Origin of the sequence: Pokkaliibacter sp. CJK22405, from assembly GCF_046614695.1 — a bacterium.
Classification (GTDB): domain Bacteria; phylum Pseudomonadota; class Gammaproteobacteria; order Pseudomonadales; family Balneatricaceae; genus Pokkaliibacter.
On sequence record NZ_JBKKHQ010000012.1, the window covers coordinates 53,752 to 78,115 of the forward strand.

At 51.6% G+C, this 24,364-nt stretch carries 38 protein-coding genes; 33 read left to right on the forward strand and 5 right to left on the reverse strand.

What is annotated here, in order from left to right; all coding sequences use genetic code 11:
• Nucleotides 1-11: 11 nt before the first annotated feature.
• The 3 genes from bioD to ACKC9G_RS07505 are packed head-to-tail and all read left to right on the forward strand — an operon-like array spanning nt 12 to nt 2,035.
• Nucleotides 12-707, forward strand: a complete 696-nt coding sequence (gene bioD, locus ACKC9G_RS07495) for a dethiobiotin synthase (protein WP_411404321.1) — start codon at nt 12-14, stop codon at nt 705-707.
• Nucleotides 708-730: 23 nt separating this feature from the next.
• Complete coding sequence (locus tag ACKC9G_RS07500) at nt 731-958, forward strand: hypothetical protein (RefSeq protein WP_411404322.1); 228 nt, start codon at nt 731-733, stop codon at nt 956-958.
• 18 nt (nt 959-976) lie between these two features.
• A complete protein-coding gene (locus tag ACKC9G_RS07505) occupies nt 977-2,035 on the forward strand; it encodes a putative metalloprotease CJM1_0395 family protein (protein ID WP_411404323.1) in 1,059 nt (352 codons plus the stop codon).
• 27 nt (nt 2,036-2,062) lie between these two features.
• On the opposite strand, the gene ACKC9G_RS07510 is transcribed toward ACKC9G_RS07505, so the two are convergent.
• Entirely contained in the window at nt 2,063-2,845 is a 783-nt protein-coding gene (locus tag ACKC9G_RS07510) for an alpha/beta fold hydrolase (RefSeq protein WP_411404324.1), read from the reverse strand.
• Nucleotides 2,846-2,930: 85 nt separating this feature from the next.
• On the opposite strand from ACKC9G_RS07510, the gene ACKC9G_RS07515 reads away from it, so the two are divergent.
• The 30 genes from ACKC9G_RS07515 (at nt 2,931) to rplQ (ending at nt 18,341) form a co-directional block, all read left to right on the forward strand.
• Nucleotides 2,931-3,608 (forward strand): cytochrome b/b6 domain-containing protein, encoded by a 678-nt coding sequence (locus ACKC9G_RS07515; protein WP_411404325.1) that lies wholly within the window; start codon nt 2,931-2,933, stop codon nt 3,606-3,608.
• A gap of 81 nt (nt 3,609-3,689) precedes the next feature.
• Nucleotides 3,690-4,331: a TetR/AcrR family transcriptional regulator gene (locus ACKC9G_RS07520; protein ID WP_411404326.1), complete on the forward strand. Its 642-nt coding sequence runs from the start codon at nt 3,690-3,692 to the stop codon at nt 4,329-4,331.
• Nucleotides 4,332-4,647: 316 nt separating this feature from the next.
• Nucleotides 4,648-4,959, forward strand: coding sequence for a 30S ribosomal protein S10 (gene rpsJ, locus ACKC9G_RS07525; protein WP_104156903.1), 312 nt, complete (start codon nt 4,648-4,650; stop codon nt 4,957-4,959).
• Nucleotides 4,960-5,057: 98 nt separating this feature from the next.
• On the forward strand, nt 5,058-5,696 hold the full coding sequence (rplC, locus tag ACKC9G_RS07530; RefSeq protein WP_411404327.1) for a 50S ribosomal protein L3: 639 nt from the start codon (nt 5,058-5,060) through the stop codon (nt 5,694-5,696).
• Nucleotides 5,697-5,710: 14 nt separating this feature from the next.
• Nucleotides 5,711-6,316 carry a 50S ribosomal protein L4 gene (gene rplD / locus ACKC9G_RS07535; protein ID WP_411404328.1) on the forward strand — a complete coding sequence of 202 codons (606 nt, stop codon included), beginning with the start codon at nt 5,711-5,713 and terminating at the stop codon, nt 6,314-6,316.
• Entirely contained in the window at nt 6,313-6,609 is a 297-nt protein-coding gene (rplW, locus tag ACKC9G_RS07540; RefSeq protein ID WP_411404329.1) for a 50S ribosomal protein L23, read from the forward strand. Before rplD ends, rplW begins: the two co-directional genes overlap by 4 nt.
• A 14-nt stretch (nt 6,610-6,623) precedes the next feature.
• Nucleotides 6,624-7,451: a 50S ribosomal protein L2 gene (rplB, locus tag ACKC9G_RS07545; RefSeq protein WP_411404330.1), complete on the forward strand. Its 828-nt coding sequence runs from the start codon at nt 6,624-6,626 to the stop codon at nt 7,449-7,451.
• A gap of 17 nt (nt 7,452-7,468) precedes the next feature.
• Complete coding sequence (rpsS, locus tag ACKC9G_RS07550) at nt 7,469-7,744, forward strand: 30S ribosomal protein S19 (protein WP_411404331.1); 276 nt, start codon at nt 7,469-7,471, stop codon at nt 7,742-7,744.
• 14 nt (nt 7,745-7,758) lie between these two features.
• The gene (gene rplV / locus ACKC9G_RS07555) at nt 7,759-8,091 is read left to right on the forward strand and encodes a 50S ribosomal protein L22 (RefSeq protein ID WP_411404332.1); all 333 of its coding nucleotides are present in this window, start codon (nt 7,759-7,761) and stop codon (nt 8,089-8,091) included.
• A 12-nt stretch (nt 8,092-8,103) separates the two neighbouring features.
• Nucleotides 8,104-8,784 carry a 30S ribosomal protein S3 gene (rpsC, locus tag ACKC9G_RS07560; protein WP_411404333.1) on the forward strand — a complete coding sequence of 227 codons (681 nt, stop codon included), beginning with the start codon at nt 8,104-8,106 and terminating at the stop codon, nt 8,782-8,784.
• 17 nt (nt 8,785-8,801) lie between these two features.
• Entirely contained in the window at nt 8,802-9,215 is a 414-nt protein-coding gene (gene rplP, locus ACKC9G_RS07565; protein ID WP_411404334.1) for a 50S ribosomal protein L16, read from the forward strand.
• Nucleotides 9,215-9,406, forward strand: coding sequence for a 50S ribosomal protein L29 (gene rpmC, locus ACKC9G_RS07570; RefSeq protein WP_411404335.1), 192 nt, complete (start codon nt 9,215-9,217; stop codon nt 9,404-9,406). The genes rplP and rpmC overlap by 1 nt, the downstream gene beginning before the upstream one ends.
• Before the next feature lies 1 nt (nt 9,407).
• Nucleotides 9,408-9,665 carry a 30S ribosomal protein S17 gene (rpsQ, locus tag ACKC9G_RS07575; RefSeq protein ID WP_411404336.1) on the forward strand — a complete coding sequence of 86 codons (258 nt, stop codon included), beginning with the start codon at nt 9,408-9,410 and terminating at the stop codon, nt 9,663-9,665.
• 85 nt (nt 9,666-9,750) lie between these two features.
• Complete coding sequence (rplN, locus tag ACKC9G_RS07580; protein ID WP_411404337.1) at nt 9,751-10,119, forward strand: 50S ribosomal protein L14; 369 nt, start codon at nt 9,751-9,753, stop codon at nt 10,117-10,119.
• A gap of 35 nt (nt 10,120-10,154) precedes the next feature.
• Nucleotides 10,155-10,472, forward strand: a complete 318-nt coding sequence (gene rplX, locus ACKC9G_RS07585) for a 50S ribosomal protein L24 (RefSeq protein ID WP_411404338.1) — start codon at nt 10,155-10,157, stop codon at nt 10,470-10,472.
• A gap of 11 nt (nt 10,473-10,483) precedes the next feature.
• On the forward strand, nt 10,484-11,023 hold the full coding sequence (gene rplE / locus ACKC9G_RS07590) for a 50S ribosomal protein L5 (RefSeq protein ID WP_411404339.1): 540 nt from the start codon (nt 10,484-10,486) through the stop codon (nt 11,021-11,023).
• Between the two features lie 13 nt (nt 11,024-11,036).
• Nucleotides 11,037-11,342, forward strand: a complete 306-nt coding sequence (rpsN, locus tag ACKC9G_RS07595) for a 30S ribosomal protein S14 (RefSeq protein ID WP_411404340.1) — start codon at nt 11,037-11,039, stop codon at nt 11,340-11,342.
• Between the two features lie 53 nt (nt 11,343-11,395).
• Nucleotides 11,396-11,788: a 30S ribosomal protein S8 gene (gene rpsH, locus ACKC9G_RS07600; RefSeq protein ID WP_411404341.1), complete on the forward strand. Its 393-nt coding sequence runs from the start codon at nt 11,396-11,398 to the stop codon at nt 11,786-11,788.
• A 13-nt stretch (nt 11,789-11,801) separates the two neighbouring features.
• Complete coding sequence (gene rplF / locus ACKC9G_RS07605; protein ID WP_411404342.1) at nt 11,802-12,335, forward strand: 50S ribosomal protein L6; 534 nt, start codon at nt 11,802-11,804, stop codon at nt 12,333-12,335.
• 11 nt (nt 12,336-12,346) lie between these two features.
• Nucleotides 12,347-12,697 (forward strand): 50S ribosomal protein L18, encoded by a 351-nt coding sequence (gene rplR, locus ACKC9G_RS07610; RefSeq protein WP_411404343.1) that lies wholly within the window; start codon nt 12,347-12,349, stop codon nt 12,695-12,697.
• Between the two features lie 9 nt (nt 12,698-12,706).
• Nucleotides 12,707-13,210: a 30S ribosomal protein S5 gene (rpsE, locus tag ACKC9G_RS07615; RefSeq protein ID WP_411404344.1), complete on the forward strand. Its 504-nt coding sequence runs from the start codon at nt 12,707-12,709 to the stop codon at nt 13,208-13,210.
• A gap of 6 nt (nt 13,211-13,216) precedes the next feature.
• The gene (gene rpmD, locus ACKC9G_RS07620) at nt 13,217-13,399 is read left to right on the forward strand and encodes a 50S ribosomal protein L30 (protein ID WP_104156795.1); all 183 of its coding nucleotides are present in this window, start codon (nt 13,217-13,219) and stop codon (nt 13,397-13,399) included.
• A gap of 10 nt (nt 13,400-13,409) precedes the next feature.
• Nucleotides 13,410-13,844, forward strand: a complete 435-nt coding sequence (rplO, locus tag ACKC9G_RS07625; RefSeq protein ID WP_411404345.1) for a 50S ribosomal protein L15 — start codon at nt 13,410-13,412, stop codon at nt 13,842-13,844.
• 6 nt (nt 13,845-13,850) lie between these two features.
• Nucleotides 13,851-15,179 (forward strand): preprotein translocase subunit SecY, encoded by a 1,329-nt coding sequence (gene secY, locus ACKC9G_RS07630; protein WP_411404346.1) that lies wholly within the window; start codon nt 13,851-13,853, stop codon nt 15,177-15,179.
• Nucleotides 15,180-15,213: 34 nt separating this feature from the next.
• Nucleotides 15,214-15,330, forward strand: coding sequence for a 50S ribosomal protein L36 (rpmJ, locus tag ACKC9G_RS07635; protein ID WP_007021200.1), 117 nt, complete (start codon nt 15,214-15,216; stop codon nt 15,328-15,330).
• A 139-nt stretch (nt 15,331-15,469) separates the two neighbouring features.
• Nucleotides 15,470-15,826 carry a 30S ribosomal protein S13 gene (gene rpsM, locus ACKC9G_RS07640; protein WP_411404347.1) on the forward strand — a complete coding sequence of 119 codons (357 nt, stop codon included), beginning with the start codon at nt 15,470-15,472 and terminating at the stop codon, nt 15,824-15,826.
• Between the two features lie 22 nt (nt 15,827-15,848).
• A complete protein-coding gene (gene rpsK / locus ACKC9G_RS07645) occupies nt 15,849-16,238 on the forward strand; it encodes a 30S ribosomal protein S11 (RefSeq protein ID WP_104156791.1) in 390 nt (129 codons plus the stop codon).
• Between the two features lie 14 nt (nt 16,239-16,252).
• Nucleotides 16,253-16,873, forward strand: a complete 621-nt coding sequence (gene rpsD / locus ACKC9G_RS07650; protein WP_411404348.1) for a 30S ribosomal protein S4 — start codon at nt 16,253-16,255, stop codon at nt 16,871-16,873.
• Between the two features lie 36 nt (nt 16,874-16,909).
• Entirely contained in the window at nt 16,910-17,911 is a 1,002-nt protein-coding gene (locus ACKC9G_RS07655; protein WP_411404349.1) for a DNA-directed RNA polymerase subunit alpha, read from the forward strand.
• A gap of 43 nt (nt 17,912-17,954) precedes the next feature.
• The gene (gene rplQ, locus ACKC9G_RS07660) at nt 17,955-18,341 is read left to right on the forward strand and encodes a 50S ribosomal protein L17 (protein ID WP_411404350.1); all 387 of its coding nucleotides are present in this window, start codon (nt 17,955-17,957) and stop codon (nt 18,339-18,341) included.
• Between the two features lie 171 nt (nt 18,342-18,512).
• Here the strand turns inward: rplQ and uvrA are convergent, their stop codons facing one another.
• From uvrA to nagB, 4 genes are all read right to left on the reverse strand, one after another.
• A complete protein-coding gene (gene uvrA / locus ACKC9G_RS07665) occupies nt 18,513-21,356 on the reverse strand; it encodes an excinuclease ABC subunit UvrA (RefSeq protein WP_411404351.1) in 2,844 nt (947 codons plus the stop codon).
• A 108-nt stretch (nt 21,357-21,464) separates the two neighbouring features.
• A complete protein-coding gene (gene nagA / locus ACKC9G_RS07670; protein WP_411404352.1) occupies nt 21,465-22,613 on the reverse strand; it encodes an N-acetylglucosamine-6-phosphate deacetylase in 1,149 nt (382 codons plus the stop codon).
• Nucleotides 22,610-23,482, reverse strand: a complete 873-nt coding sequence (locus ACKC9G_RS07675; RefSeq protein ID WP_411404353.1) for a BadF/BadG/BcrA/BcrD ATPase family protein — start codon at nt 23,480-23,482, stop codon at nt 22,610-22,612. The genes nagA and ACKC9G_RS07675 overlap by 4 nt, the downstream gene beginning before the upstream one ends.
• Nucleotides 23,483-24,271 carry a glucosamine-6-phosphate deaminase gene (nagB, locus tag ACKC9G_RS07680; protein WP_411404354.1) on the reverse strand — a complete coding sequence of 263 codons (789 nt, stop codon included), beginning with the start codon at nt 24,269-24,271 and terminating at the stop codon, nt 23,483-23,485.
• Nucleotides 24,272-24,364: the final 93 nt, after the last annotated feature.

Consider the following 24,364-nt stretch of genomic DNA (forward strand, 5'->3'; position numbering starts at 1 on the left):
AGGTGCTCCGGATGGCGACCTTTTTTGTTACAGGTACCGATACGGATGCCGGCAAGACACTGATCGGGCAAACGCTGCTCTTCATGGCTCGTCAGCAAGGACTAAGTACCCTGGGCATCAAACCGATTGCCTCTGGCTCTGTGGAAACAGAGTCAGGGCTGCGTAATAGCGATGCGCTGGCATTGCAGCGGCAGAGCGATCCTGTCCTTGCCTATGAGCTTCACAACCCCGTGTGCTTTAAGCCTGCGATTGCCCCGCACATTGCGGCGGTTGAAGCGGGTCTGACATTAAGTCTTGCGGGCGTTAGCGAGGCATTATCATCGTCGCTGATCCATGAGGCTGACTTTCGACTGATCGAGGGGGCTGGTGGCTGGTTTCTGCCCCTGAATGATCAGGGCGAGTCTCTTTCTCAATGGGTTATCAGTAAAAAGTGGCCTGTGATTCTGGTCATTGGAGTCAAGCTCGGTTGTCTTAACCATGCGCGCCTTACGCGGGAGGCACTACTCTCGGCGGGAGTCACGATTGCCGGTTGGGTGGCGAACACGGTCGATAAAGAGATGCCTTATCAGCAGGAGAATCTTCGTACGTTGCATACGCTGCTGCCAGAGCCTTGTCTTGGAGAAGTACCATTTCTGGCTTCAGCTGATCCGGAAACGGCATCGGCCTACCTCTCACTGGCGCCTTTACTTTCTTCCTTTGTTGGATAAAAATTAACCAATGGAGGTGGCTTATGCAGATAGGTAGTTCATTTGATTCCGGCATGGTCGGAATGCAACGTGGGTTTTCCCAGCTGGATCAGTCCGCTCAGTCGATCGCATCTGCATCCACGACTCCCGAGGGTGATGTCCAGGATGGGCTGCTCGGCTTGCCACAAGGAAAGATCCAGGTGCAGGCCAGCGCGAGAGTCATGGATGTTGCAGACAGTATGTTGGGAACGTTGCTCGACATACGGGTGTGATACTCCTGGAGGCATGGGGTGTTAATCACTAACGGGCTGAGCTATCAGCCCTACACGACCCAGACAGCGGCAACACCGGCTGCCGCGAGTTTGACTGACGTCTCTGTCAGTCAGCAGGTTCGTGCGACCAACGAAAACGAAAATCCTGCCAATAATGGCCGGCAGGATACCTCCGGTAATTCCTCAGCGTTTATGCGTGACCAGGAAGGTCAGATTCGATCCTCCGAGCGTAATCAGGCGCGTAACTCTTCTTCATCATCCTCTTCCGCCAGTCAGGCATCAGCAGACTCTGACGCAGAATCCAAACTGGTGAGCTCTGGCGAAGAGCAATCCGTTGAAGATCTCAAGAAGCGTGATCAGGAAGTTCGTGCCCACGAGCAGGCTCACGCGAGCGCTGCCGGAAAATATGGCGGCTCTCCACAGTTTGAATATACCCGCGGCCCCGATGGCCGGCTTTATGCCACAAGCGGGGAGGTTTCCGTGGATACCTCGCCCATTCCCAATGATCCACAGGAAACGATTGAGAAAGCGCAGGCAATTCTGAAGGCTGCACGGGCTCCTTCGGAGCCTTCTTCGCAGGATAACAAGGTGGCGATGGAAGCTCAGCGCATGATGGCTGAAGCGCAGGCAGAGCTTGCCCGGGATCAGTCCAAAACAACCCGTGAAAGTGATGCCAGCAGCAAGGCTGCTATGTCTGATGAAGTGCGCTCGCTGGAGCAGACTCAGGAGCGACTTGTCGCCAGTAATGCGGGTGATAACTCATCGCCTGTGGACACTCAGGGCTCGGTCATTTCAGCTGCGACTTCTGCGTCGGCAAAGGCCTATAGTGCTACTGCCGCTGCAGGCTCTTCGGTTTCTGCTAATCCGAGCCCGCGTACTGAAGCGTTTTCTATCACGACAGCGAGTTTGGCCAGTACAGAGTCCTCAGCTTCTGACTCCGGCGCGATTCGCTCGCCTTCGGATTATCAGCGTGAGCAGGTTGAGTCTCAGCTGCGTGAGGCCAATCGTAAAATGGTTGAGATGGGGATTTACACCCGTCTCTATCCACCTGGTGGCTTCGTCAATGTTTCCGCTTGAGGGCAGCTGATCACGGTCTCTGTTCGGTCATTTCTGCTCGCTTGTCATCGCAAGAAATCTCTCTACTACACTCAGAAACAGCTCTGGCTTTTCAGCATGGGGCCAGTGTCCGGTATCCTGAATAATCTTATAGCTTGCATCAGGGAAGCGGCGGGTAACTGCCGAGGCGTACTCTTGCTTCAGGTAATGTGAGTTGGCTCCCTTAATGAATAGCGCCGGGCCTGCATAGTTCTCACCTTCAGGTGCTTTGCTGATGAAGCGGTAATCACTCTCAAGCTGTTGAAGGTTGAAACGCCAGGCGAACTTGCCCTCATCGTTTTTATAGAGGCTGCGAAGCAGGAACTGGCGCACACTCATGTCGTCAATGAAGGGAGTAAGTGCTTTATCAGCCGCGCTCCTGCTCTTAAGTTCAGAGAGATTGAGACTGTTCAGGCCGGAGAATACATCGTCGTGATGACGTGGGTAATCCACAGGCGCGATGTCGACCACAATCAGGCGCGCAATGCGTTCGGAATGCTGCATGGCAAGCTGCATCGCTGCCTTGCCGCCCATGCTATGGCCCATGAGAAGAATGGATTCCAGCTGCAAGGCATCCAGTAAAGCCAGAACATCGCTGCTCATGCTGGAATAGTCATGAGGCTCTGCATGAAATGAGCGACCGTGATTGCGAAGATCGACGCTGATCACATCATAGTGTTCAGCCAGCTGACGGGTAATGCTGTTCCAGTTGTCGAGCGAGCCAAAGAGACCATGCAGAATGACCAATGGTTGACCATGACCCTGGCGTTGATAATGCAATAAAGAAGACATGACATACCTAATTCCGTGATAGCTGCACCATCATAGCAGCCGGGGAAACGACTATTAAATCAGGATTATGTGAAAGGAGCATGGAATGGAGCAGCAGCGGCAGCGCATTACCGTTTGGGACTGGGGAGTCAGGTTATTTCACTGGCTATTGGTGCTGGACTTCGCAGGTCTTTGGTATACCGCCGAGCAGGGAATGATGCTCTGGCATGAGCGCTGTGGTTATTTAATGTTTGGTCTGCTGTTGTTTCGCTGGGGTTGGGGAATTTGGGGGAGTTCAACGGCCAAGCTCAGTGTATTGATCACATCTCCCTCTAAAGTGGTGAACTTTCTCAAGTCACTGGTACAACGTAAGACTCATGCGGAACAAACGGTGGGGCATAATCCAGCAGGTGGCTGGATGGTACTGGTCTTACTGCTTGTGCTGAGTCTGCAGGTAATGACAGGCATGATGGGTAACGATGATGTGTTCTTTACCGGTCCATTGGCGGGTTGGGTTGATAAGGATACCAGCGATCTTCTCACCCGAATCCACCATATTGCCTTTAATGGACTGCTCTGGCTGGCGGGAATACATATTGCTGCGGTGCTTTGGCATCAGTTCACCGGTGAGCGCCTGATTGAAGCCATGATAAGCGGAAAAAAGCGTTTGGCTCATGTGGCTGCGCCTTCGTTGAGAAAATCGCCAGCCATTATTGTCACCGTGATCATTGCGGTGGTGCTTGCCTACTGCATCATTCATTTTGCGCCAACGGCAGATTATTGAACTGTGTCCGCGTAATAGTACGCGAGTACATTTCGCGTTATACTATGCCGCTTTGTTTTGGCGTAGATCCAAGGAGTTGACATGAACACGCCTGTAAAGGCTGCACCGGCGAAGATGGGTCGTATCCGCATCAAGCGCCGTGCCGCGATACTTGCAGCGGCGGAACAGGAATTCGCCTGCAATGGTTTTAAAGGAACCAGTACCAGTGCCATCGCAGACCGAGCGGGTCTAGCCAAGGCGCAGGTTCATTATTATTTCGGAAGTAAGGAAGAGCTGTATCAAGAGGTTCTGGGAACCATCATGAATCAGTGGAACCTGACCCTTGAAGATATTACTGCCGAAGATGAACCCAAAGAGGTGCTGGTACGCTATATTCGCGCCAAAATGCAGTTTTCGCGTGAAAAGCCTGAGCTGTCCAAAATCTTTGCTTCTGAAGTGCTGCGTGGCGCGCCTATTCTTAAGGCTTATCTCGGTCAGCAGCAGTTTGAATGGGTGCAGTCGCGGGCGCGTGTTATTCACTCATGGGTTGAACAGGGCAAGATTCGCCCCGTGGATCCTGTACAGTTGATTATCTATCTGTGGGCACTAACCCAGCATTATGCTGATTTTAATACTCAGGTCAGCGCGATCATGGGGGCCGAAGAGCTTGATGACACCAGCTATGAGACCCTGACAGAACAGCTGATTGAGTTTATTTTACGTGGTGTTGGCATCACAAACTGAAGTTAAACAGTGACTTAGAAAAACCGGAGCCTTTGCTCCGGTTTTTGTTATCAGAAGAGCTGCAAAAACTTTGGATATTATTTGACCACGGCCGAAGTTATCTGGATAATTGCGGCCCTGTATTCTTGGGCTGTCAGTATTGGCGGCCTTGTTTTTGTTCGTTTCCTTAAAAATTCGGCTCCAGGTTGTGATGAGCTCGGCGTCTATGCATGCCGGGCTGTTCTCGTCTTGCGTATGCTGTGGGTGTGGCGTATAATCGCGTACCCTTTTTTTGAAGGGATTCGGCAATGCCGTTCGACTTGGAGCTGTGATCAACATGCAAAACCAGAAAATTCGCATTCGGTTGAAAGCGTTTGATCATCGCCTGATTGACTCTTCCGCTCAGGAGATCGTTGAGACTGCTAAGCGGACCGGTGCTCAGGTGCGTGGTCCTATTCCGCTTCCTACCCGTAAAGAGCGTTTCACTGTGCTGATTTCTCCGCACGTGAACAAAGACGCTCGCGATCAGTACGAAATTCGTACTTTCAAACGTGTCCTCGACATCGTTGACCCAACTGAAAAAACAGTTGATGCACTGATGAAGCTGGACCTGGCTGCAGGTGTGGACGTACAGATCAGCCTGGGTTAATCCAGACTGCTTTGCTACGGACGCGCTGCGCCGTGGAATGCTCGACAGAGCAGCCATAGAGGGTGAAGAGCCCCGTACACATTAGAGGTATTACTGAAATGACAATTGGTGTTATCGGAAGAAAAGCGGGTATGACCCGTATTTTCACCGAAGATGGTGCTTCCGTACCTGTCACTGTTATCGAAGTGGAACCCAACCGTATTACCCAGCTGAAAACCGTTGATGTAGACGGCTACTCAGCTATCCAGGTAACTACTGGTTCACGTCGTGCTTCACTGGTCAGCAAGCCGCTGGCTGGTCACTTTGCGAAGGCAGGTGTTGAAGCGGGTCGTGGTCTGTGGGAATTCCGTCTTCCTGAAGGTCAGACTTTCAACGTAGGTGATCAACTTACCGTTGAGCAGTTCGAAGCTGGTCAGAAGATTGATGTCGTTGGTCAGTCAAAAGGTAAAGGATTTCAAGGTGGTATTAAGCGCCACAACTTCCTGAGCCAAGACGCTACCCACGGTAACTCTGTCTCTCACCGTGCACCTGGTTCTATCGGTCAGTGCCAGACCCCAGGCCGCGTTTTCAAAGGTAAGAAAATGGCCGGTCATATGGGTGCTGAGCGTGTAACTGTTCAGTCTCTGGAAATCGTTCGTATTGACGCTGAGCGCAATCTGCTTCTCGTCAAAGGTGCGGTTCCTGGTGCCACTGGCGGTGACCTGATCATTCAACCAGCTGTTAAAGCACGCGCCTAAAGGGGGCTAACGCAATGAATCTGACTATTGCCGGAGCTCAAGGTACGGTTGAAGTATCCGAACTGACTTTCGGAAAAGATTTCAACGAAGCATTGGTACACCAGGTAGTAACAGCCTTTTTGGCTGGTGCGCGCCAAGGTAGCAAAGCTAGCCTTTCTCGCTCTGAAGTAAGTGGCGGTGGCATTAAGCCATGGCGCCAGAAGGGTACTGGTCGTGCCCGTTCAGGTACCTCCAACTCTCCAATTTGGCGTAGTGGTGGTGTCACTTTTGCTCACAGTCCTCGTAACTATGAGCAGAAAGTAAACAAAAAAATGTACCGCGCTGCTATTCGCTGCATCCTGTCTGAACTTGTTCGTCAGGAGCGTCTGGTAGTGGTAGAAGACCTGAAAGTTGAAACCCCTAAAACCAAGGCATTCGTAGCGCAGCTCGAAAACCTGGGTCTCAACGACGTACTGGTCGTGTCTGATAACGTAGAGCAGAACCTGTACTTGGCCGCTCGTAACCTGCCTCACGTTGATGTACGTGATGTTGCTGGTATCGATCCTGTGTCACTGGTAGGTCACCAGAAAGTTCTGGTTACTGTTGCTGCTCTGAAAAAGTTTGAGGAGTTGCTGGGATGAACCAAGAGCGCATGTACAAAGTCCTGCTCGGTCCACACATCTCCGAGAAGGCAACGATCGTAGCAGAAGGCGCGCAGCAAGTAGTTTTCCGCGTTGCTCCTGATGCTAACCGTGTAGAGATCAAGGAAGCTGTTGAAGAACTTTTCAAGGTTAAAGTTGAAAAGGTCAACGTGCTGAATGCTAAAGGCAAGACCAAGCGCACCGCGCGTGGTCTGGGTCGTCGCGCCAACATCCGCAAGGCTTACGTGCGTCTGGCCGAAGGCAATGATATTGACTTCGTTGGCGCCGAGTAAGGGGGATTCTGGTCATGGCAATCGTAAAATGTAAACCGACTTCCGCTGGCCGTCGCCATGTTGTGAAAGTGGTTAACGCTGATCTGCACAAAGGTGCTCCTTATGCACCTCTGGTTGAGCAGCTGAGCCGCTCCGGTGGTCGTAACAACACCGGTCGTATCACAACTCGTCACGTTGGTGGTGGTCACAAGCGTCATTACCGTCTGGTTGACTTTAAGCGCAACAAAGACGGTATCCCAGCAGTAGTTGAGCGTCTTGAGTATGATCCTAACCGTTCTGCTCACCTGGCTCTGCTGAAATATGCTGATGGTGAGCGTCGTTACATCATCGCTCCTAAAGGCGTAAAAGCGGGTGACAAAGTGCAGTCTGGTGTTGATGCGCCTATTAAGGCTGGTAACACTCTGCAGCTGCGTAACATCCCTGTTGGTAGCACAGTTCACTGCATCGAGCTGAAGCCTGGTAAAGGTGCTCAGCTGGGCCGTTCTGCTGGTGCTGCTGCACAGCTGGTTGCTCGTGAAGGCCAATACGCGACTATTCGTCTGCGTTCTGGCGAAATGCGTAAAGTGCACGTCGACTGCCGCGCAACTCTGGGTGAAGTAGGCAACTCTGAACACAGCCTGCGTGACCTGGGTAAAGCCGGTGCTGCTCGTTGGCGCGGTGTTCGTCCCACCGTTCGTGGTGTGGCGATGAACCCTGTTGATCACCCCCACGGTGGTGGTGAAGGTCGTACCTCTGGTGGACGTCACCCTGTGACTCCTTGGGGTGTGCCAACCAAGGGTTACAAGACTCGCAAGAACAAGCGCACTAACAAGATGATCGTGCGCCGTCGCACTGCCAAGTAATTTAAGAGGAAACAGCTGTGCCGCGTTCACTGAAGAAAGGTCCTTTTATCGACCTTCATTTGTTGAAGAAGGTAGAGGCTGCAGTAGAAAAGGGCGAAAAGCGTCCGATCAAAACCTGGTCACGCCGCTCTACCATCTTCCCTCAATTCGTAGGGTTGACTATTGCAGTCCATAATGGTCGCCAGCACGTTCCGGTGTTCGTCACCGAAGACATGGTGGGTCATAAACTGGGTGAGTTTGCTGTGACTCGTACCTTTAAAGGTCACGCAGCAGACAAGAAAGCTAAACGTTAAGAAAGGAGATAACCATGGAAGCTGTTGCTAAGCTGACTGGCGCTCGCCTTTCTGCACAGAAAGCGCGCCTGGTTGCTGATTTGATCCGTGGCAAGAGCATTGATGAAGCACTGAACATTCTGGCGTTCAGCACCAAAAAAGGTGCTCATATCGTCAAGAAAGTGCTTGAATCTGCTGTTGCTAATGCTGAGCACAATGAAGGTGCTGATGTTGATGAGCTGAAAGTAGCGACCATCATGGTTGATGAGGGTCCTACCATGAAGCGCATTATGCCACGTGCTAAAGGCCGTGCTGATCGCATCATGAAGCGTACCTGTCACATCACCATCAAGGTAGCTGAGCTTTAAGGAGACACCATCATGGGTCAGAAAGTACATCCTACAGGCTACCGACTGGGTGTCACCAAAGATCACACTTCTGTGTGGTATGCCGGTCGTGGCGAGTATGCCAAGAAGTTGCTGAACGATCTTCAGGTTCGTAAGTTCCTGGAAGAGAAGCTGAAAGCAGCCTCTGTTAGCCGTATTGAAATTGAGCGTCCTGCTAACAACGCTCGTATCACCATTTACACTGCCCGTCCCGGTATCGTGATTGGTAAGAAAGGTGAAGATGTTGAAAAACTGCGCCAGGAAATTTCTGGCATGATGGGCGTTCCTGTCCATATCAACATCGAAGAAATTCGCAAGCCTGAGCTTGATGCCAAGCTGACTGCGCAGTCAGTTGCTCAGCAGCTCGAGCGTCGTGTTATGTTCCGTCGCGCTATGAAGCGCGCCGTGCAGAACGCAATGCGTCTGGGTGCTAAGGGTATCAAAATTCAGGTATCTGGTCGTTTGGGTGGTGCTGAGATCGCGCGTACTGAATGGTATCGCGAAGGTCGTGTACCTCTGCACACTTTGCGTGCCGACATCGACTACAACACTGCCGAAGCACACACCACTTATGGTGTTATCGGTGTGAAAGTGTGGATCTTCAAGGGTGAAGTTCTGGGTGGTATCGCCGAAGTGCGTGCCGAAAAGAACGCGCCTAAGAAGAAAGGCAAGTAAGGTAGAGGATACGTCCCATGCTGCAACCTAAGCGTACAAAATTCCGCAAAATGCACAAAGGCCGTAACCGCGGTTTGGCGCTGCGCGGAAACAAAGTCAGCTTCGGCGACTTTGGTTTGAAGACGACAGAGCGCGGCCGTATCACTGCTCGTCAGATTGAAGCGGCACGTCGTGCAATGACCCGTCACGTAAAACGTGGTGGTAAAATTTGGATCCGCGTATTCCCCGATAAGCCCATTACCGAGAAGCCTCTTGAGGTTCGTATGGGTAGTGGTAAAGGTAACGTGGAATATTGGGTGGCTGAAGTTCAGCCTGGTAAGGTTCTGTTCGAGATGGAAGGTGTAGCTGAGACTCTGGCTCAGGAAGCTTTCAATCTGGCAGCAGCCAAGCTTCCAGTTGAAACCACCTTTGTTAAGCGGACGGTAATGTAATGAAAACTGCAGAACTGCGTGATCAATCCGTAGCTGAGCTGCAGCAGGTTCTGCTGGGTCTTCTGAAAGACCAGTTCAACCTACGTATGCAGAAAGCTTCTGGGCAACTTGCTCAGACTCACTTGCTCGGCAATGTCCGTCGTGACATCGCTCGCGTAAAGACGGTGCTGAACGAGAAGGCTGGTAACTAAGATGGAAAAACTGAACCTCGCTGAGACCGGTCGGGTGATCAGTGACAAGATGGATAAAACCATCACTGTCCTGATTGAGCGTCGCGTTAAGCATCCGCTTTACGGTAAGTACGTAAAACGCTCCACCAAGCTGAAAGCTCATGATGAAAATAATGAGTGCCAGATTGGTGATCTGGTCACCATCCAGGAAACTCGTCCTTATTCAAAGACGAAAACTTGGAAGCTAGTGAAGATTGAAGAGCGCGCCGTTAAGGTGTAAACTCTCGGCTCTTTTGCTCCTCTGTACTTATCCCGGCAAGGTGGCTTGCCGGGATAAGTGCTGTTTTGTCTATGTGGAGTAGACCATGATTCAGACAGAAAGTATGCTGGACGTCGCTGATAACAGCGGTGCAAAGCGTGTGCAATGTATCAAAGTGCTTGGTGGCTCTCATCGCCGTTATGCCAGCATCGGCGATATTGTAAAAGTAACCGTCAAGGAAGCAATTCCGCGCGGTAAGGTGAAGAAGGGTCAGGTAATGAACGCTGTTGTTGTTCGTACCAAGAAAGGCATCCGTCGTCCGGATGGCTCCCTGATTCGTTTCGATGTGAATTCCGCTGTGCTGTTGAATAACAAGCTGGAGCCTATTGGTACCCGTATTTTTGGGCCAGTAACTCGTGAGCTGCGTGGCGACAAATTCATGAAAATCATTTCCCTGGCTCCTGAAGTGCTCTAAGGCACGAGAAGGTAGTAGGAAAGGATACTAGAACTATGCGTAAAATCAGACGTGACGATGAAGTAATCGTTATTGCGGGCAAAGATAAGGGCAAGCGCGGTAAAGTGCAGGCTGTCCTGAAGGATGACCGCCTCATCGTTTCTGGCATTAATATGGCCAAGAAGCACCAAAAGCCAAACCCCATGCTGAATCAGCCTGGTGGTATCGTTGAGAAGGAAATGCCTATCGCAGCTTCCAACGTGGCGATTTTTAATCCTCAGAGTGGTAAAGGCGATCGCGTTGGCTTCAAGGTTCTTGAAGACGGCAGTAAAGTGCGCATCTTCAAGTCCACTCAAGAAATTATTGGTGCTTAAGGAGTTTGGCCATGTCCCGCTTGAAAAAGCTGTACAAAGATGAAGTGGTCGCCAAACTGACTGAGCAGTTTGGTTACGACAACCCAATGCAGGTTCCTCGCATCTCCAAAATCACCCTGAACATGGGTGTTGGTGAAGCAGTAGGTGACAAAAAGCAGATTGAGAATGCCGTTGCGGACATGACTGCTATCAGCGGTCAGAAGCCAATCGTAACGCTGGCTCGTAAGTCAGTTGCAGGCTTCAAAATCCGTGAAGGCTGGCCAATCGGCTGTAAAGTTACCCTGCGTGGCGAGCGCATGTGGGAGTTTCTGGATCGTCTGATCGACATCGCAGTTCCCCGTATCCGTGACTTCCGTGGTCTAAACGGCAAGTCTTTCGACGGTCGTGGCAACTATAGCATGGGCGTCAAAGAGCAGATTATTTTCCCTGAGATTGAATACGATAAAGTAGACAAACTCCGTGGTATGGATATCACCATTACTACCACCGCCGGGAACAATGACGAAGGCCGTGCCCTTCTCGCTGCTCTGAACTTCCCGTTCCGTAAATAAGGAGACGAGAACCATGGCTAAAGTAAGCATGAAAAATCGCGAAGCCAAGCGCGCCGCGACCGTTGCTAAGTACGCTGCCAAGCGTGCTGAGCTGAAAGCAATTATTGCTAGCCCAAACTCTTCTGATGAAGCGCGTTGGGAAGCCCAGGTGGCTCTGCAGAAGCTGCCTCGTGACGCTAGCCCGATCCGTCAGCAGAATCGTTGTCAGCTGACTGGCCGCCCACACGCGGTTTATCGCAAGTTTGGCCTGTCACGTATTATGCTGCGCGAAGCGGCAATGCGTGGTGATGTGCCTGGCTTGAAGAAAGCTAGTTGGTAAGCGGTTTGCGAACCAAACCCTGCTGCACAATAGTTTTCAGGAGTTAATACTAAATGAGTATGCAAGATACCTTAGCGGATATGGTTACCCGTATTCGCAATGCTCACATGGCTAACCATGCCAATGTGACAATGCCTTCTTCCAAACTGAAAGTCGCCGTTGCTAAAGTCCTTAAAGATGAAGGCTACATCGTTGACTTCAGCGTTGCAGAAGGTGTTAAGCCCAGCCTGACCATCGACCTGAAATATTACGAAGGCAAGCCCGTTATTGAGAGCATCAAGCGTGTAAGCCGTCCAGGTCTTCGTCAGTACAAGAGCCGCAGCGACCTGCCAAAGGTTGAAGGCGGTTTGGGTATTGCCATCGTTTCCACCTCCAAAGGTGTGATGACCGATCGTGCAGCTCGCGCCGCAGGCGTGGGTGGCGAAGTCATCTGCACAGTATTCTAAGGAGGATGTGAAGATGTCTCGTGTTGCTAAGAAGCCCGTTGTCATTCCTGCCGGTGTAGAAGTTAAGCTGGCTGGTCAGGAACTGACAGTTAAAGGTAAAAATGGGCAGCTAAGTCTGACCGTTCACGCTGCTGTTGAAGTTCAACAGGCCGATGGCCAGCTGCAAGTTGTGGCTCGCGATGGTGGTGTTCAGTCTAAAGCTTTGTCTGGTACTACTCGTGCACTGCTCAACAACATGGTTGTTGGTGTGTCCGAAGGTTTTGAGCGTAAGCTCGAGCTGGTAGGTGTTGGTTACCGTGCAGCGGCAAAAGGTGATGTTGTTAGCCTGACGCTGGGTTTCTCCCATCCTATCGAATACAAACTCCCTGCCGGTGTAACTGCTGAATGTCCTTCTCAGACGACTGTCGTACTGAAAGGTGTGGATAAACAGCAGATTGGCCAAGTAGCCGCTGAGATCCGCGCTTTCCGTGCGCCGGAACCCTACAAAGGCAAGGGTGTCCGTTATGCTGACGAAGTTGTTCGTCGCAAAGAGGCTAAGAAGAAGTAAGGCAGGATTCTATGAACGAGAAAAAAGTTTCCCGTTTGCGTCGCGCCGCTCGCGGTCGTTACAAAATGCGCGAACTGGGTCAGAGTCGCCTGACTGTATTCCGTACCCCACGTCACATCTACGCACAAGTATTTTCTGCTTGTGGTGGGCGTGTGCTGGCACAAGCTTCCACTCTGGATACAGAGCTGCGTAGTGGCCAGACCGGTAACGCTGATGCAGCAAGCAAGGTAGGTACTTTGCTGGCTAAGCGTGCCCTGGAAGCAGGTGTCACCAAGGTTGCTTTCGATCGTGCAGGTTTTAAATACCACGGTCGTGTTAAAGCTCTGGCTGATGCTGCTCGTGAAGGTGGACTGGAATTCTAAGGTGCAATGATGGCAAACGTTGAACAACAGAAAGACGGTGATCTCCAGGAAAAGCTGGTTCAGGTCAACCGCGTTGCCAAGGTGGTGAAAGGTGGTCGTATCTTCGCTTTCACCGCTTTGACTGTAGTAGGCGACGGTAATGGTCGTGTTGGTTTTGGCCGTGGTAAAGCACGTGAAGTGCCAGCTGCTATCGCCAAAGCCATGGAAGCTGCGCGTCGTAATATGATCAAGGTTGAACTTAATGGCGGTACTATCCAGTATCCTGTTAAAGCCAACCACGGTGCTTCCAAGGTTTACATGCAGCCTGCATCCGAAGGTACTGGTGTAATCGCTGGTGGTGCTATGCGTTCTGTCCTCGAAATGGCAGGTGTTCACAACGTTCTGGCTAAGTGCTACGGCTCTACCAATCCAGTTAACGTTGTACGTGCTACTTTCAAAGGCTTGCAGATGACTAAATCTCCTGAAGAGATTGCTGCAAAGCGTGGCAAAACCGTTGAAGAAATTCTGGGGTAATTGACCATGTCTAAAACATTGAAAGTAACTCTGGTTCGCAGTCCGTTCGGTAAGCAACCAAAGCATCGCGCCACCGTAGTTGGTCTGGGTCTTCGTCGCATCGGTCATACCGTTGAGCTGCAAGATACCCCTTCCATTCGCGGCATGATCAACAAAGTGAACTATCTGGTTCGCGTTGAGGCCGAGTGAGGAGAAGATTATGTTCCTGAACAACCTGAGTCCAGGTGAAGGTGCCAAGAAAACCGCTAAGCGTGTTGGTCGTGGTATCGGTAGCGGTCTGGGTAAAACAGCAGGTCGTGGTCACAAAGGTGCCAAGTCACGTAGTGGCGGCGGCATTCGCGTAGGCTTTGAAGGCGGTCAGATGCCAATTCAGCGTCGTCTGCCAAAATTCGGCTTTGTTTCGCTTCAGGCTATCTCTACTGCTGAAGTTCGTCTGTCTGAGCTGGCAGCGGTAGAGGGTGATGTTGTTGATTTGGCTTCACTGCGTGCAGCCAATATCATCAATGGCGCCATCAAGCGTGCGAAAATCATTCTGTCTGGCGAAGTAACGAAAGCAGTTACCGTCCGTGGCCTGCGTGTCACTGCTGGTGCTAAAGCTGCAATCGAAGCTGCTGGCGGTAAAGTCGAGGAATAATGTTCAATGGCTAAGCAAGGAACTTTACCGGCAGGAGTACAAAGCGGTCTCGGAGAACTCTGGGCACGTTTACGCTTTGTATTGATGGCGATTGTTGTGTACCGAATTGGTGCTCACATCCCAGTGCCGGGGATCAACCCCGATCGCCTTGCAGCCATGTTCGAACAGCAGCAGGGCACCATTCTGAGCTTGTTTAACATGTTCTCAGGTGGTGCTCTGGAGCGAATGAGTATCTTTGCTCTGGGTATTATGCCCTATATTTCAGCATCGATTATCATGCAGCTCCTGACCGTGGTAGTTCCGCAATTGGAGCAGCTCAAGAAAGAAGGTGAGGGTGGTCGTCGCAAAATCACCCAATATACGCGTTACGGTACTGTTGTGCTGGCTGCTTTCCAGGCTTTGGGTCTGGCAGTGGGTTTAGCTAAACAGCAGATCGCCTTCAGCGATGGTGTTGGTTTCTATATTGTTGCGGTTTCTACCTTGGTCGCCGGCTCTGTCTTCATGATGTGGCTTGGCGAACAAGTGACAGAGAAAGGCATTGGTAACGGTATCTCCATCCTGATTTTTGCCGGTATAGTAGCAGGATTGCCTCGCGCAATCGGACAGACTTTCGAGTCTGCCCGTCAAGGCGATCTGAGCATTCTGGTACTTTTGGCAATTGCAGTTTTGGCGGTGGCAACGATTGCTTTCGTTGTGTTTGTTGAGCGTGGTCAACGTCGTATCACAATCAACTATGCAAAGCGTCAGCAAGGTCGTCGTATGTATGCGGCGCAAACCAGTCACCTTCCATTGAAGGTCAATATGGCTGGTGTTATTCCACCAATCTTTGCATCCAGTATTCTGCTTTTCCCCGCTTCGATCAGCCAATGGTTTGGTCAAGGTGGAACCGGTGGCAGTTTTCAGTGGCTGAATAGCATTTCTCTTGCCCTTTCACCAGGTCAGCCGTTGTATCTTCTGGTGTTTGCGATTAGTATACTGTTCTTCTGTTTCTTCTATACTGCGCTCGTGTTTAATCCTCGGGATGTCGCTGATAACCTGAAGAAATCTGGCGCATTGATACCTGGTATTCGTCCAGGCGATCAGTCTGCACGTTATATTGACAATGTTCTGACCCGCTTGACCTTAGCTGGTGGTTTATACATCACGGCTGTGTCCCTGTTGCCTCAGTTCCTTGTAGTTGCGTGGAATGTTCCCTTCTATTTTGGTGGAACATCGCTACTGATCGTCGTGGTTGTGGTTATGGACTTTATGGCTCAGGTTCAATCTCATCTGATGTCTCATCAGTATGAGTCCCTGATGAAAAAGTCCAACTTACGTGGCTTTGGTGGTCTTTGATCGCCAAACCCTCTGGAACTCTATGGAGTGAAGCATGAAAGTTCGTGCCTCTGTAAAGAAAATCTGTCGTAACTGCAAGATCGTTCGCCGTAACGGTTCCGTTCGCGTGATCTGCAAAGTTGAACCCCGTCACAAGCAGCGTCAGGGTTAATCTCTGATCGGCTCTTCTGAGGCTTGCAGATTGCACTAACCCTCGTTAGTGGCTAATATATCGCGCCTCAGATTGACGGATCGTACTGTATTGTCTGTAGTCTGCCACGAAGCAGACTCAATATATCGGAGTAAATTGAATGGCCCGTATAGCTGGCGTCAATATTCCTGACAATAAGCATGCGGTGATCTCTCTGACTTACATCTATGGGATCGGCCGCACTACCGCTAAACAGTTGTGTGATGCTGTTGGCATTGCTCAGACTACTAAAATCGCTGAACTGAGTGACGAGACTCTCGACATTCTGCGTGGCGAAGTAGCCAAGCATACTGTTGAGGGTGACCTCCGTCGTGAGATCTCTATGAGCATCAAGCGACTGATGGACCTGGGTTGTTTCCGTGGTCTGCGTCATCGTCGTAATTTGCCGGTTCGTGGTCAACGTACCAAGACCAACGCGCGCACTCGTAAGGGTCCGCGTAAGCCGATCCGCAAGTAAGCGTTAGCGAAGGAATTCTCGTATGGCCAAGCCTAGTGCTCGTACCCGTAAAAAGGTCAAGAAGCAGGTCGTTGACGGCGTAGCGCACATCCACGCTTCGTTTAACAACACCATTGTGACCATTACTGATCGTCAAGGTAACACCCTGTCTTGGGCTACCGCAGGTGGTTCCGGTTTCCGTGGTTCTCGTAAGAGCACCCCGTTCGCAGCTCAGGTTGCTGCTGAACGTGCCGGCCAGGTAGCGTTGGAATATGGTCTGAAAAACCTGGACGTCCTTGTTAAAGGACCTGGTCCCGGTCGTGAATCTGCAGTTCGTGCTCTGAACGCTGTAGGTTACAAGATCACCAACATCACAGACGTCACGCCTATTCCTCATAATGGCTGTCGTCCGCCCAAGAAGCGTCGTGTATAACTAGGAGACGGTAAATGGCTCGTTATATCGGACCCAAGTGCAAGCTGTCTCGTCGTGAGGGAACTGATCTGTTCCTGAAGAGCGGCGTTCGTGCTCTTGATTCTAAATGTAAAGCAGACACTCAGCCTGGTGTTCACGGTGCTCGTCGTGGACGTCTGTCTGACTATGGTCTGCAGCTGCGTGAAAAGCAGAAAGTTCGTCGTATCTATGGTGTTCTGGAGCGTCAGTTCCGTAACTACTATAAAGATGCTGCACGTCTGAAAGGTGCAACTGGTGAAAACCTGCTGAAGTTGCTTGAAGGCCGTCTGGATAACGTTGTTTATCGTATGGGCTTCGGTTCAACTCGTGCAGAAGCACGCCAGATTGTTTCTCACAAAGCGATCCAGGTTAACGGTCGTACCGTTAACGTAGCATCTTTCCAGGTTTCTCCTGGTGATGTAGTCGCAGTACGTGAGAAAGCAAAAAACCAGCTGCGTATTAAAGGCGCACTGGAAATTGCAGCTCAGCGTGCTCCGGTTCAGTGGATCGAGGTTGACGCTAACAAACTGGAAGGTGTTTTCAAAGCACAGCCAGAGCGTAGCGAACTGCCCTCTGATATCAACGAAAACCTGATTGTTGAGCTGTACTCTAAGTAATTAGCCAGCAGTTCAACTTCAACACTAGGTGGAACTATGCAGCGTTCAGTCAGCGAATTTCTAACCCCACGTCACATTGACGTGCAGGAAATCAGCAAGACTCATGCAAAAGTGACCCTGGAGCCCCTGGAAAGGGGCTTCGGCCACACCTTGGGTAATGCCCTGCGTCGCATCCTGCTATCCTCAATGCCGGGATGTGCTATTAGTGAAGTGCAGTTTGATGGCGTACTTCATGAGTACAGCGCTATCGAAGGCGTTCAGGAAGATGTGATTGAGATTCTGCTGAACCTCAAAGGTGTAGCTGTTGCTATGCATAGCGGGGAAGAAGCGACGCTGAAGCTGAACAAGAAAGGCCCCGGTGTCGTCACTGCAGCAGATCTTGAGCTGCCTCATGACGTAGAAATCATTAACCCTGACCACGTTATCGCGCATCTTAACGAAGCCGGTACTCTTTCTGCTCAGCTGAAAGTAAATCGTGGTCGTGGTTATGTACCTGCAGACAACCGTCTTGCAGCGGACGAAGAAAATCGTGTAATCGGTCGCTTGCAGCTGGATGCCAGCTATAGCCCGGTTCGCCGTGTTGCTTATGTTGTAGAAAGTGCTCGTGTTGAGCAGCGCACCGACTTGGACAAGCTCGTCATTGATCTGGAAACCAATGGTACCATTGATCCTGAAGAAGCTATCCGTCGTGCTGCGACCATTCTGCAGCAGCAGCTTGCGGTGTTTGTCGATCTGGAAGCTGATAAAGAGCCAGAGCCTGTCAAAGAAGAAGAGGAATTTGATCCTATCCTTCTGCGTCCGGTAGATGAACTCGAACTGACCGTTCGTTCTGCTAACTGTTTGAAAGCAGAAAACATTTATTACATTGGCGATCTTATCCAGCGTACTGAAGTGGAGCTCCTCAAGACTCCCAACCTGGGCAAGAAGTCTTTGACTGAAATTAAAGATGTGTTGGCCTCCCGTGGTCTGTCGCTTGGCATGCGTTTGGAGAATTGGCCCCCGGCCTCCCTGCGCAATGACGATAAAGCTGCATCCTGACCACTTAGCTACCAACACTAAAGTTTGGTAAGGAATTAGAGACATGCGTCATCGTAAAAGCGGTCGCCACTTTAACCGTACCAGCGCACACCGTAAGGCCATGTTTAAAAACATGGCGGTTTCGCTGTTCGAGAACGAAGTGATCAAGACCACTCTGCCGAAGGCCAAAGAACTGCGTCGCTTTGCAGAGCCGCTGATTACTCTGGCTAAGGTTGACTCCGTTGCTAACCGTCGTCTGGCTTTCTCTCGCACTCGTAGCAAAGAAGCTGTCGGCAAACTGTTCAACGAACTGGGTCCACGTTATGAAGCTCGCCCAGGCGGTTATATCCGTATCCTGAAGTGTGGCTTCCGTGCTGGTGACAGCGCGCCTATGGCATACGTTGAGCTGGTTGACCGTCCTGGATTCTCCGGCGACGAAGCTGGCGAATAAGTTCAGGTCTAAAGCTGAATAATAAAACCCACAGTTAACTGTGGGTTTTTTTTCGCCTGTACTTTATGAAGAAATATCTGCTCTAGCCGGAATAGTTCCGAGGATTTCTTTGGTGGTGGACCATAAAAAAGCCCTGCATTTGCAGGGCTTTTTGCTTGCTAAACATTACGTTTAAGCCGTTTTTTGAACGCTTCTGGCTAGTAGTGGTTTTAAGAATACGCCGGTGTGTGATGATTTCTTCGCTGCTACCTGCTCCGGTGTACCTTTGGCAATAATCTGGCCGCCCTTGCTGCCTCCCTCCGGCCCAAGATCAACCAGCCAGTCAGCTGTTTTAATAACATCAAGGTTATGCTCAATAACCACAACCGTATTGCCATGATCCCTTAGTCTGTGAAGAACATTTAATAATTGCTGAATGTCATAGAAATGCAGGCCGGTTGTTGGTTCATCAAGAATATATAAGGTTTTGCCTGTATCGCGTTTTGACAGCTCTTTCGCCAGTTTGACACGCTGAGCTTCACCACCAGATAGCGTGGTGGCACTTTGTCCTAAGCGAATATACGAAAGGCCGACATCCATCAGTGTTTGAAGTTTGCGAGCAATCATTGGCACTGCCGAGAAGAATGCAAGAGCATCTTCGACTGTCAGATCCAGTACTTCGTGGATATTCTTACCTTTGTAGGTGATTTCCAGGGTCTCGCGGTTATAGCGTTTTCCTTTACACACATCACATGGCACGTAGATATCAGGCAGGAAGTGCATTTCTACCTTGATGACGCCATCACCCTGACAAGCCTCGCAGCGTCCACCTTTAACGTTGAAGCTGAACCGGCCAGGCTTATAGCCCCGAGAGCGGGCTTCCTGTGTTCCTGAGAAGAGTTCACGAATCGGGGTAAAAATGCCGGTATAGGTTGCAGGGTTTGATCGGGGAGTGCGGCCGATAGGGCTCTGGTCGATATCAACGCATTTATCGAACTGATCAAGGCCGGTAATTTTCTTATGGGGTGAAGCCTGAAGTGTAGTATTGCCGTTGAGTGCTCGTGCAGCGAGTGGGTGCAACGTAGTATTGATGAGTGTCGATTTACCTGAGCCAGAAACACCGGTCACACAAGTGAAGAGTCCAACAGGAATCTCCAAATCAACATTTTGCAGGTTATTACCGCTGGCACCGTCAAGTTTCAGCACTTTTTCGGGATCAAAGGGAGTTCTTTGTTTGGGAACGGCGATTTCCCGGGCTCCGCTCAGGTACTGTCCTGTCAGTGAGTCAGGATTGCTCATGACTTCTTCAGGCGTGCCTTGTGCTGTTATGGTTCCCCCATGAACTCCAGCGCCTGGCCCGATATCGAGGACGTGGTCTGCCAGACGAATCGCATCTTCATCATGCTCCACGACAATAACGGTATTGCCCAGATCCCGAAGCTGAGTGAGGGTTTTCAGCAGCCGATCATTGTCACGTTGGTGCAGACCAATAGAAGGCTCATCGAGGATATACATCACACCGACGAGACCGGCCCCAATCTGGCTGGCGAGACGGATACGCTGGGCTTCTCCACCTGAGAGTGTGTCTGCGCTGCGTTCCATGGTCAGGTATTCAAGTCCCACGTTTACGAGAAAGCCGAGGCGTGCGCAGATTTCTTTGAGAATTTTTCCGGCGATTTCACCGCGCTTACCGCTAAGGGTCAGACTGTTGAAGTAGTCAAAACACTCGCCAATCGGTTTGCGTACGACTTCCGGCAGATTCTTTTCATTAATAAAAACATGACGAGCCTCTTTGCGAAGACGCGTTCCTTCACAGCTGGGGCATTTGGTCATAGTCAGATATTGCGCCAGATCATCCCGGGTCGAAGATGAATCCGTATCGTGATAGCGGCGTTCCATGTTAGGCAGAATGCCTTCAAAAGGATGAGCGCGGGCAATGCGCGTCCCACGATCAGACGCGTAGGAAAAGTTCACACTCTCCTTGCCGGTGCCGTAAAGTACCGCGTCTTTCTGAGGTGGGGACAAGTCGATGAAAGGCGTGTCGAGTGAAAAACCGTAGTGCTCAGCCACCGCATGGAGCAGCTGAAAGTAGTAGTGGCTGCGTTTATCCCAGCCTTTTATCGCGCCTTCGGCCAGACTTTTGCTTTCATCCTGAACGACACGCGAAGGATCAAAATACTGCTTTACGCCAAGCCCATCACAGCTAGGGCAAGCTCCATGGGGATTGTTGAAGGAGAACAGGCGTGGCTCAAGTTCACTGATGCTGTAACCGCATTCAGGACAAGCAAAACGGGATGAGAAGACTAATTCCGCCTTGTCTTCATTCATCCAGGTAATTTTGGCGATGCCATCGCTAAGATTCAGCGCCGTTTCAAAGCTTTCTGCCAATCGCAGCTGCAGATCATCCCGCACTTTAAAGCGATCAACCACGACCTCGATGGTGTGCTTGCGCTTTTTATCCAGTGCAGGCGCTTCATCAAGCTCATACAGCTCGCCATCAATTCGCGCACGGACAAAGCCCTGGGCACGAAGGTTTTGCAGAATATTGGCATGCTCGCCCTTACGACCCTGAATCACCGGGGCAAGAAGCATCAGTCGTGCACCCTCCTCAAGCGCCAGCACCTGATCCACCATCTGACTGACAGTTTGGGCTTCCAGAGGCAGGTGATGGTCAGGGCACATTGGCTGACCGACTCGTGCGTAAAGAAGACGCAGGTAGTCATAGATTTCGGTGATAGTGCCGACGGTAGAGCGGGGGTTATGGGAGGTGGATTTCTGCTCAATGGAAATGGCTGGAGACAGGCCCTCGATGTGGTCAACATCAGGCTTTTCCATCATCGATAAGAACTGGCGTGCATAGGTCGAAAGCGATTCGACATAACGCCGCTGGCCTTCGGCATAGAGGGTGTCAAAGGCCAGTGAGGATTTACCTGAGCCGGACAAGCCGGTGATCACAATCAGCTTGTCGCGAGGTAAATCGACATCGATATTCTTGAGGTTGTGGGTACGGGCACCACGAACCAGGATCGTTTCCATCCAGGTCTCCCATCAGTTTTCGGCGGAATCTCCCATTATAGGGTCTGCAAGATTCGGTCTAAAGGGAGAACTCAAGGACATTCTGTTACTGTTTTTATATCCAGTGCTCTAGTGACGCCTGTTTTCGCCATCGATCCAAGTCTGACGTACCTGCCAGTTCTCATCCAGATTCACCAGAGAGGCGCGATAACCAGGCTTAAGATAGCCGAGTTGGTTGTCCAGTCGAAGAAAGTGAGCAGGGTTACGGCTTGCCATTTGTAGTACGGCTGTATTGTCACCCATACCAAAAGCGAGGGCATTACGCACGGCACTGGCCATATCCAGATTGGAGCCAGCCAGTGTGCCATCCGCGGTAGTGACCAGCCCGTTTTGAATGCTGATGGTTTTACCTAGAAAATCCAGCTTGTTTTCAGCCATTCCGACACTGTGAATAGCATCAGTCACCAGCATGAGCTTTTCCGTACCTTTGGCCTTGGCCGCGATGCGCAGGGTTGCCGGATGAATATGATGGCCATCGACGATAATCCCGCACCAGGGTTCCCAGGCATCCATGGCTGCGCCTGCCATACCAGGCTCACGGGTTGTCAGTGGGCTCATGGCATTAAAAAGATGGGTCACGCCACGAATACCTTTGGCAAAACCGGTCATGGCTTGCGCATAGGTCGCCGCTGTGTGACCTGCGCAAATGAGGACGCCTGCTTGTTCCAGTGTTTCGATAAAGTCTTCCGGGGCGAGCTCCGGTGCCAGTGTCACCATCACGCGGCCTGACGCGGGAATATTCAGTAGTGGCTGCAGGAAAGGGAGATCAGCCTGACGAATCTTTTCTTCGTCATGAACCCCTTTGCGTAGCCTGTTCAGGTATGGACCTTCATAGTGAACACCCACCACGCCAGGGACGGGCTGATCACTCAGTGCTTGGGTAATCGCACGATGCGCTGCAGTCATGACAGTGTTGTCATCGGTGATCAGGGTGGGCATCAGCGCGACTGTTCCAAAGGCTCGATGAGCATCAACGATAGTCCTTAAGCCTTCGGTATCCGGTTGATGGTTGAACAGGACGCCGCCCCCACCATTGACCTGTACATCAATAAAGCCGGGAGCAAGCATGCCTTCCAGCTCCTCTTTGGCCAGATGCCCATGCTCGCGAGCGTTATAAGTTTCACACTGACTGACTTTGCCTGCAGAAAGGGTGACAACCTGCTGTTCATGCCACTGTTCGCCGTCGAAGAGCAATGGTGCGAAGTACGTCTGGGTCATGCTGTAAATCCTGTGCCGTGACGAGCCATGTAAAGTGCACCGTCCATCGCGTCACCCTGAGGAGGCTGAAGGTACGGGTGTAACTCGTTCGGAAGATGGGGAAGGACGACCTGTGCCAGTCCTCCCATTAATGCGGTGTGCGATGCGCCGAGTGTGCGAAGGCGCACTACAAAGCGACTGATCCATTCTGCCTGCTCGTTGAGGATGCGGGCGGCGAGAGGATCAGCAGGGGTTTCATAAACCCAGGGAGCAAACCCGGCATAATCCCGTGGCTGGGCGGTATTCTGCCAACTGACAAAACGGGCGCGACTGTGGTCAAAGTGGGACGCAATACGCTCACTCAGTGGAGAAGCGGGAGCCAGCCCATCCAGCACTGTCAGGGTATGGCTCAACAGCTGCAGACCCATCCAGGCGCCACTGGCCTGATCGGACAGCGGGAATCCCCAGCCCCCCACCACATGAAACTCACCACCCACATGGGCGAGTGCGCAGCTCCCTGTGCCAAGAATAAGAATAGCGCCATCTCCGCCAGAGAAAGCACCGAGGCAGGCCGCGTGGGCATCGGTGAAGAGGTTCACGCGAGCAAAACGGTGGGGCATCGACAGAATTTGTCGCTGTTCTTCGAGCTGATTCGTCCCCGCAAGGCCGAGGCCAACAGCGGTGTTTGCGTAGGCAGACGATGGCAGGCCAGCCTGAGTAAAACACTCGGCAATACTGGCGGTGATGTTATGCCATGCTTGTTCCAGACCAGCGCGCGGGTTAGCGGTGCCGGTCTTGGCTTCCCCGAGGATGTTGCCTTCAATATCCGTCAGTCGTGCGCGACAGCTGGTGCCGCCGCCATCGATACCAACAAGGTAATGCCTGTCCATTTAATGTCCTGATGGGTGACCCAGTCGCTGGCGTTGTTCCTCACACCAGCGGTAATACTCGGAATGCTCAAGGCCTGATGCAGCATCGGCATCGACAAGCACCGTGGCATGTTGATGCAATTGCAAGCTGGACGCCGGGCAGGCCGCGCTCAGGGGGCCTTCGACGCAGCGGCGAATCGCTTCGGCCTTGGCTTTACCTGTGGCGAGCAATAATACCTGACGGCAATCGAGAATAGTGCCAATTCCCATGGTAATGGCGAGATGGGGCTGAAACTCGTCATCGGCAAAGAAGCGCCGGTTTGCCTCCAGCGTGCTCGGCGTCAGGGTTTTGACGCGCGTCCGGGACGACAGGCTAGAGCCCGGTTCGTTAAAGCCGATGTGACCATTCTGACCAATACCCAGAATTTGCAGATCAATGCCGCCTGCGTCACTGATCGCCTGTTCATAGGCACTGGCGCTTTGTTCTGTATCGCTCATGCCGTCAGGAACATGGGTCTTGCCGGGATCGATATCCGTATGGCGAAAGAGCTGCTCCTCCATGAAATGTCGGTAGCTCTGGGGATGAGAGGGCGGTAAACCTACATATTCATCCAGATTGAAACTGGTGGTCTGCGAAAGGCTCAGCTGATTCGACCGATAGCGTTGTATTAGCGCCTGATACAACGCCACCGGTGTGCTGCCGGTGGCCAGGCCCAGTACCGAGTCAGGATGCTGTCTGAGTTGCTGGCAGACCAGATCTGCCGCGCACTGTGCCACAGCTTGCGGAGACTCAACGATGATGACACGCATGGCAGAGGAGGCCTTTGCTCGTTAATCGATAGCCAGCGGCTGGATACCAATAAAGATGAATTAGATACCAATAAGAGTCCAGTTATTAGGCGT

What these genes read in the sequence shown, in the direction of transcription:
- bioD (WP_411404321.1), top strand. Translation starts at nt 12, where the DNA reads ATGGCGACCTTTTTTGTTACAGGTACCGATACGGATGCCGGCAAGACA.
- ACKC9G_RS07500 (WP_411404322.1), top strand. Translation starts at nt 731, where the DNA reads ATGCAGATAGGTAGTTCATTTGATTCCGGCATGGTCGGAATGCAACGT.
- ACKC9G_RS07510 (WP_411404324.1), bottom strand. Translation starts at nt 2,845, where the DNA reads ATGTCTTCTTTATTGCATTATCAACGCCAGGGTCATGGTCAACCATTG.
- ACKC9G_RS07515 (WP_411404325.1), top strand. Translation starts at nt 2,931, where the DNA reads ATGGAGCAGCAGCGGCAGCGCATTACCGTTTGGGACTGGGGAGTCAGG.
- ACKC9G_RS07520 (WP_411404326.1), top strand. Translation starts at nt 3,690, where the DNA reads ATGAACACGCCTGTAAAGGCTGCACCGGCGAAGATGGGTCGTATCCGC.
- rpsJ (WP_104156903.1), top strand. Translation starts at nt 4,648, where the DNA reads ATGCAAAACCAGAAAATTCGCATTCGGTTGAAAGCGTTTGATCATCGC.
- rplC (WP_411404327.1), top strand. Translation starts at nt 5,058, where the DNA reads ATGACAATTGGTGTTATCGGAAGAAAAGCGGGTATGACCCGTATTTTC.
- rplD (WP_411404328.1), top strand. Translation starts at nt 5,711, where the DNA reads ATGAATCTGACTATTGCCGGAGCTCAAGGTACGGTTGAAGTATCCGAA.
- rplW (WP_411404329.1), top strand. Translation starts at nt 6,313, where the DNA reads ATGAACCAAGAGCGCATGTACAAAGTCCTGCTCGGTCCACACATCTCC.
- rplB (WP_411404330.1), top strand. Translation starts at nt 6,624, where the DNA reads ATGGCAATCGTAAAATGTAAACCGACTTCCGCTGGCCGTCGCCATGTT.
- rplV (WP_411404332.1), top strand. Translation starts at nt 7,759, where the DNA reads ATGGAAGCTGTTGCTAAGCTGACTGGCGCTCGCCTTTCTGCACAGAAA.
- rpsC (WP_411404333.1), top strand. Translation starts at nt 8,104, where the DNA reads ATGGGTCAGAAAGTACATCCTACAGGCTACCGACTGGGTGTCACCAAA.
- rplP (WP_411404334.1), top strand. Translation starts at nt 8,802, where the DNA reads ATGCTGCAACCTAAGCGTACAAAATTCCGCAAAATGCACAAAGGCCGT.
- rpmC (WP_411404335.1), top strand. Translation starts at nt 9,215, where the DNA reads ATGAAAACTGCAGAACTGCGTGATCAATCCGTAGCTGAGCTGCAGCAG.
- rpsQ (WP_411404336.1), top strand. Translation starts at nt 9,408, where the DNA reads ATGGAAAAACTGAACCTCGCTGAGACCGGTCGGGTGATCAGTGACAAG.
- rplN (WP_411404337.1), top strand. Translation starts at nt 9,751, where the DNA reads ATGATTCAGACAGAAAGTATGCTGGACGTCGCTGATAACAGCGGTGCA.
- rplX (WP_411404338.1), top strand. Translation starts at nt 10,155, where the DNA reads ATGCGTAAAATCAGACGTGACGATGAAGTAATCGTTATTGCGGGCAAA.
- rplE (WP_411404339.1), top strand. Translation starts at nt 10,484, where the DNA reads ATGTCCCGCTTGAAAAAGCTGTACAAAGATGAAGTGGTCGCCAAACTG.
- rpsN (WP_411404340.1), top strand. Translation starts at nt 11,037, where the DNA reads ATGGCTAAAGTAAGCATGAAAAATCGCGAAGCCAAGCGCGCCGCGACC.
- rpsH (WP_411404341.1), top strand. Translation starts at nt 11,396, where the DNA reads ATGAGTATGCAAGATACCTTAGCGGATATGGTTACCCGTATTCGCAAT.
- rplF (WP_411404342.1), top strand. Translation starts at nt 11,802, where the DNA reads ATGTCTCGTGTTGCTAAGAAGCCCGTTGTCATTCCTGCCGGTGTAGAA.
- rplR (WP_411404343.1), top strand. Translation starts at nt 12,347, where the DNA reads ATGAACGAGAAAAAAGTTTCCCGTTTGCGTCGCGCCGCTCGCGGTCGT.
- rpsE (WP_411404344.1), top strand. Translation starts at nt 12,707, where the DNA reads ATGGCAAACGTTGAACAACAGAAAGACGGTGATCTCCAGGAAAAGCTG.
- rpmD (WP_104156795.1), top strand. Translation starts at nt 13,217, where the DNA reads ATGTCTAAAACATTGAAAGTAACTCTGGTTCGCAGTCCGTTCGGTAAG.
- rplO (WP_411404345.1), top strand. Translation starts at nt 13,410, where the DNA reads ATGTTCCTGAACAACCTGAGTCCAGGTGAAGGTGCCAAGAAAACCGCT.
- secY (WP_411404346.1), top strand. Translation starts at nt 13,851, where the DNA reads ATGGCTAAGCAAGGAACTTTACCGGCAGGAGTACAAAGCGGTCTCGGA.
- rpmJ (WP_007021200.1), top strand. Translation starts at nt 15,214, where the DNA reads ATGAAAGTTCGTGCCTCTGTAAAGAAAATCTGTCGTAACTGCAAGATC.
- rpsM (WP_411404347.1), top strand. Translation starts at nt 15,470, where the DNA reads ATGGCCCGTATAGCTGGCGTCAATATTCCTGACAATAAGCATGCGGTG.
- rpsK (WP_104156791.1), top strand. Translation starts at nt 15,849, where the DNA reads ATGGCCAAGCCTAGTGCTCGTACCCGTAAAAAGGTCAAGAAGCAGGTC.
- rpsD (WP_411404348.1), top strand. Translation starts at nt 16,253, where the DNA reads ATGGCTCGTTATATCGGACCCAAGTGCAAGCTGTCTCGTCGTGAGGGA.
- ACKC9G_RS07655 (WP_411404349.1), top strand. Translation starts at nt 16,910, where the DNA reads ATGCAGCGTTCAGTCAGCGAATTTCTAACCCCACGTCACATTGACGTG.
- rplQ (WP_411404350.1), top strand. Translation starts at nt 17,955, where the DNA reads ATGCGTCATCGTAAAAGCGGTCGCCACTTTAACCGTACCAGCGCACAC.
- uvrA (WP_411404351.1), bottom strand. Translation starts at nt 21,356, where the DNA reads ATGGAAACGATCCTGGTTCGTGGTGCCCGTACCCACAACCTCAAGAAT.
- nagA (WP_411404352.1), bottom strand. Translation starts at nt 22,613, where the DNA reads ATGACCCAGACGTACTTCGCACCATTGCTCTTCGACGGCGAACAGTGG.
- ACKC9G_RS07675 (WP_411404353.1), bottom strand. Translation starts at nt 23,482, where the DNA reads ATGGACAGGCATTACCTTGTTGGTATCGATGGCGGCGGCACCAGCTGT.
- nagB (WP_411404354.1), bottom strand. Translation starts at nt 24,271, where the DNA reads ATGCGTGTCATCATCGTTGAGTCTCCGCAAGCTGTGGCACAGTGCGCG.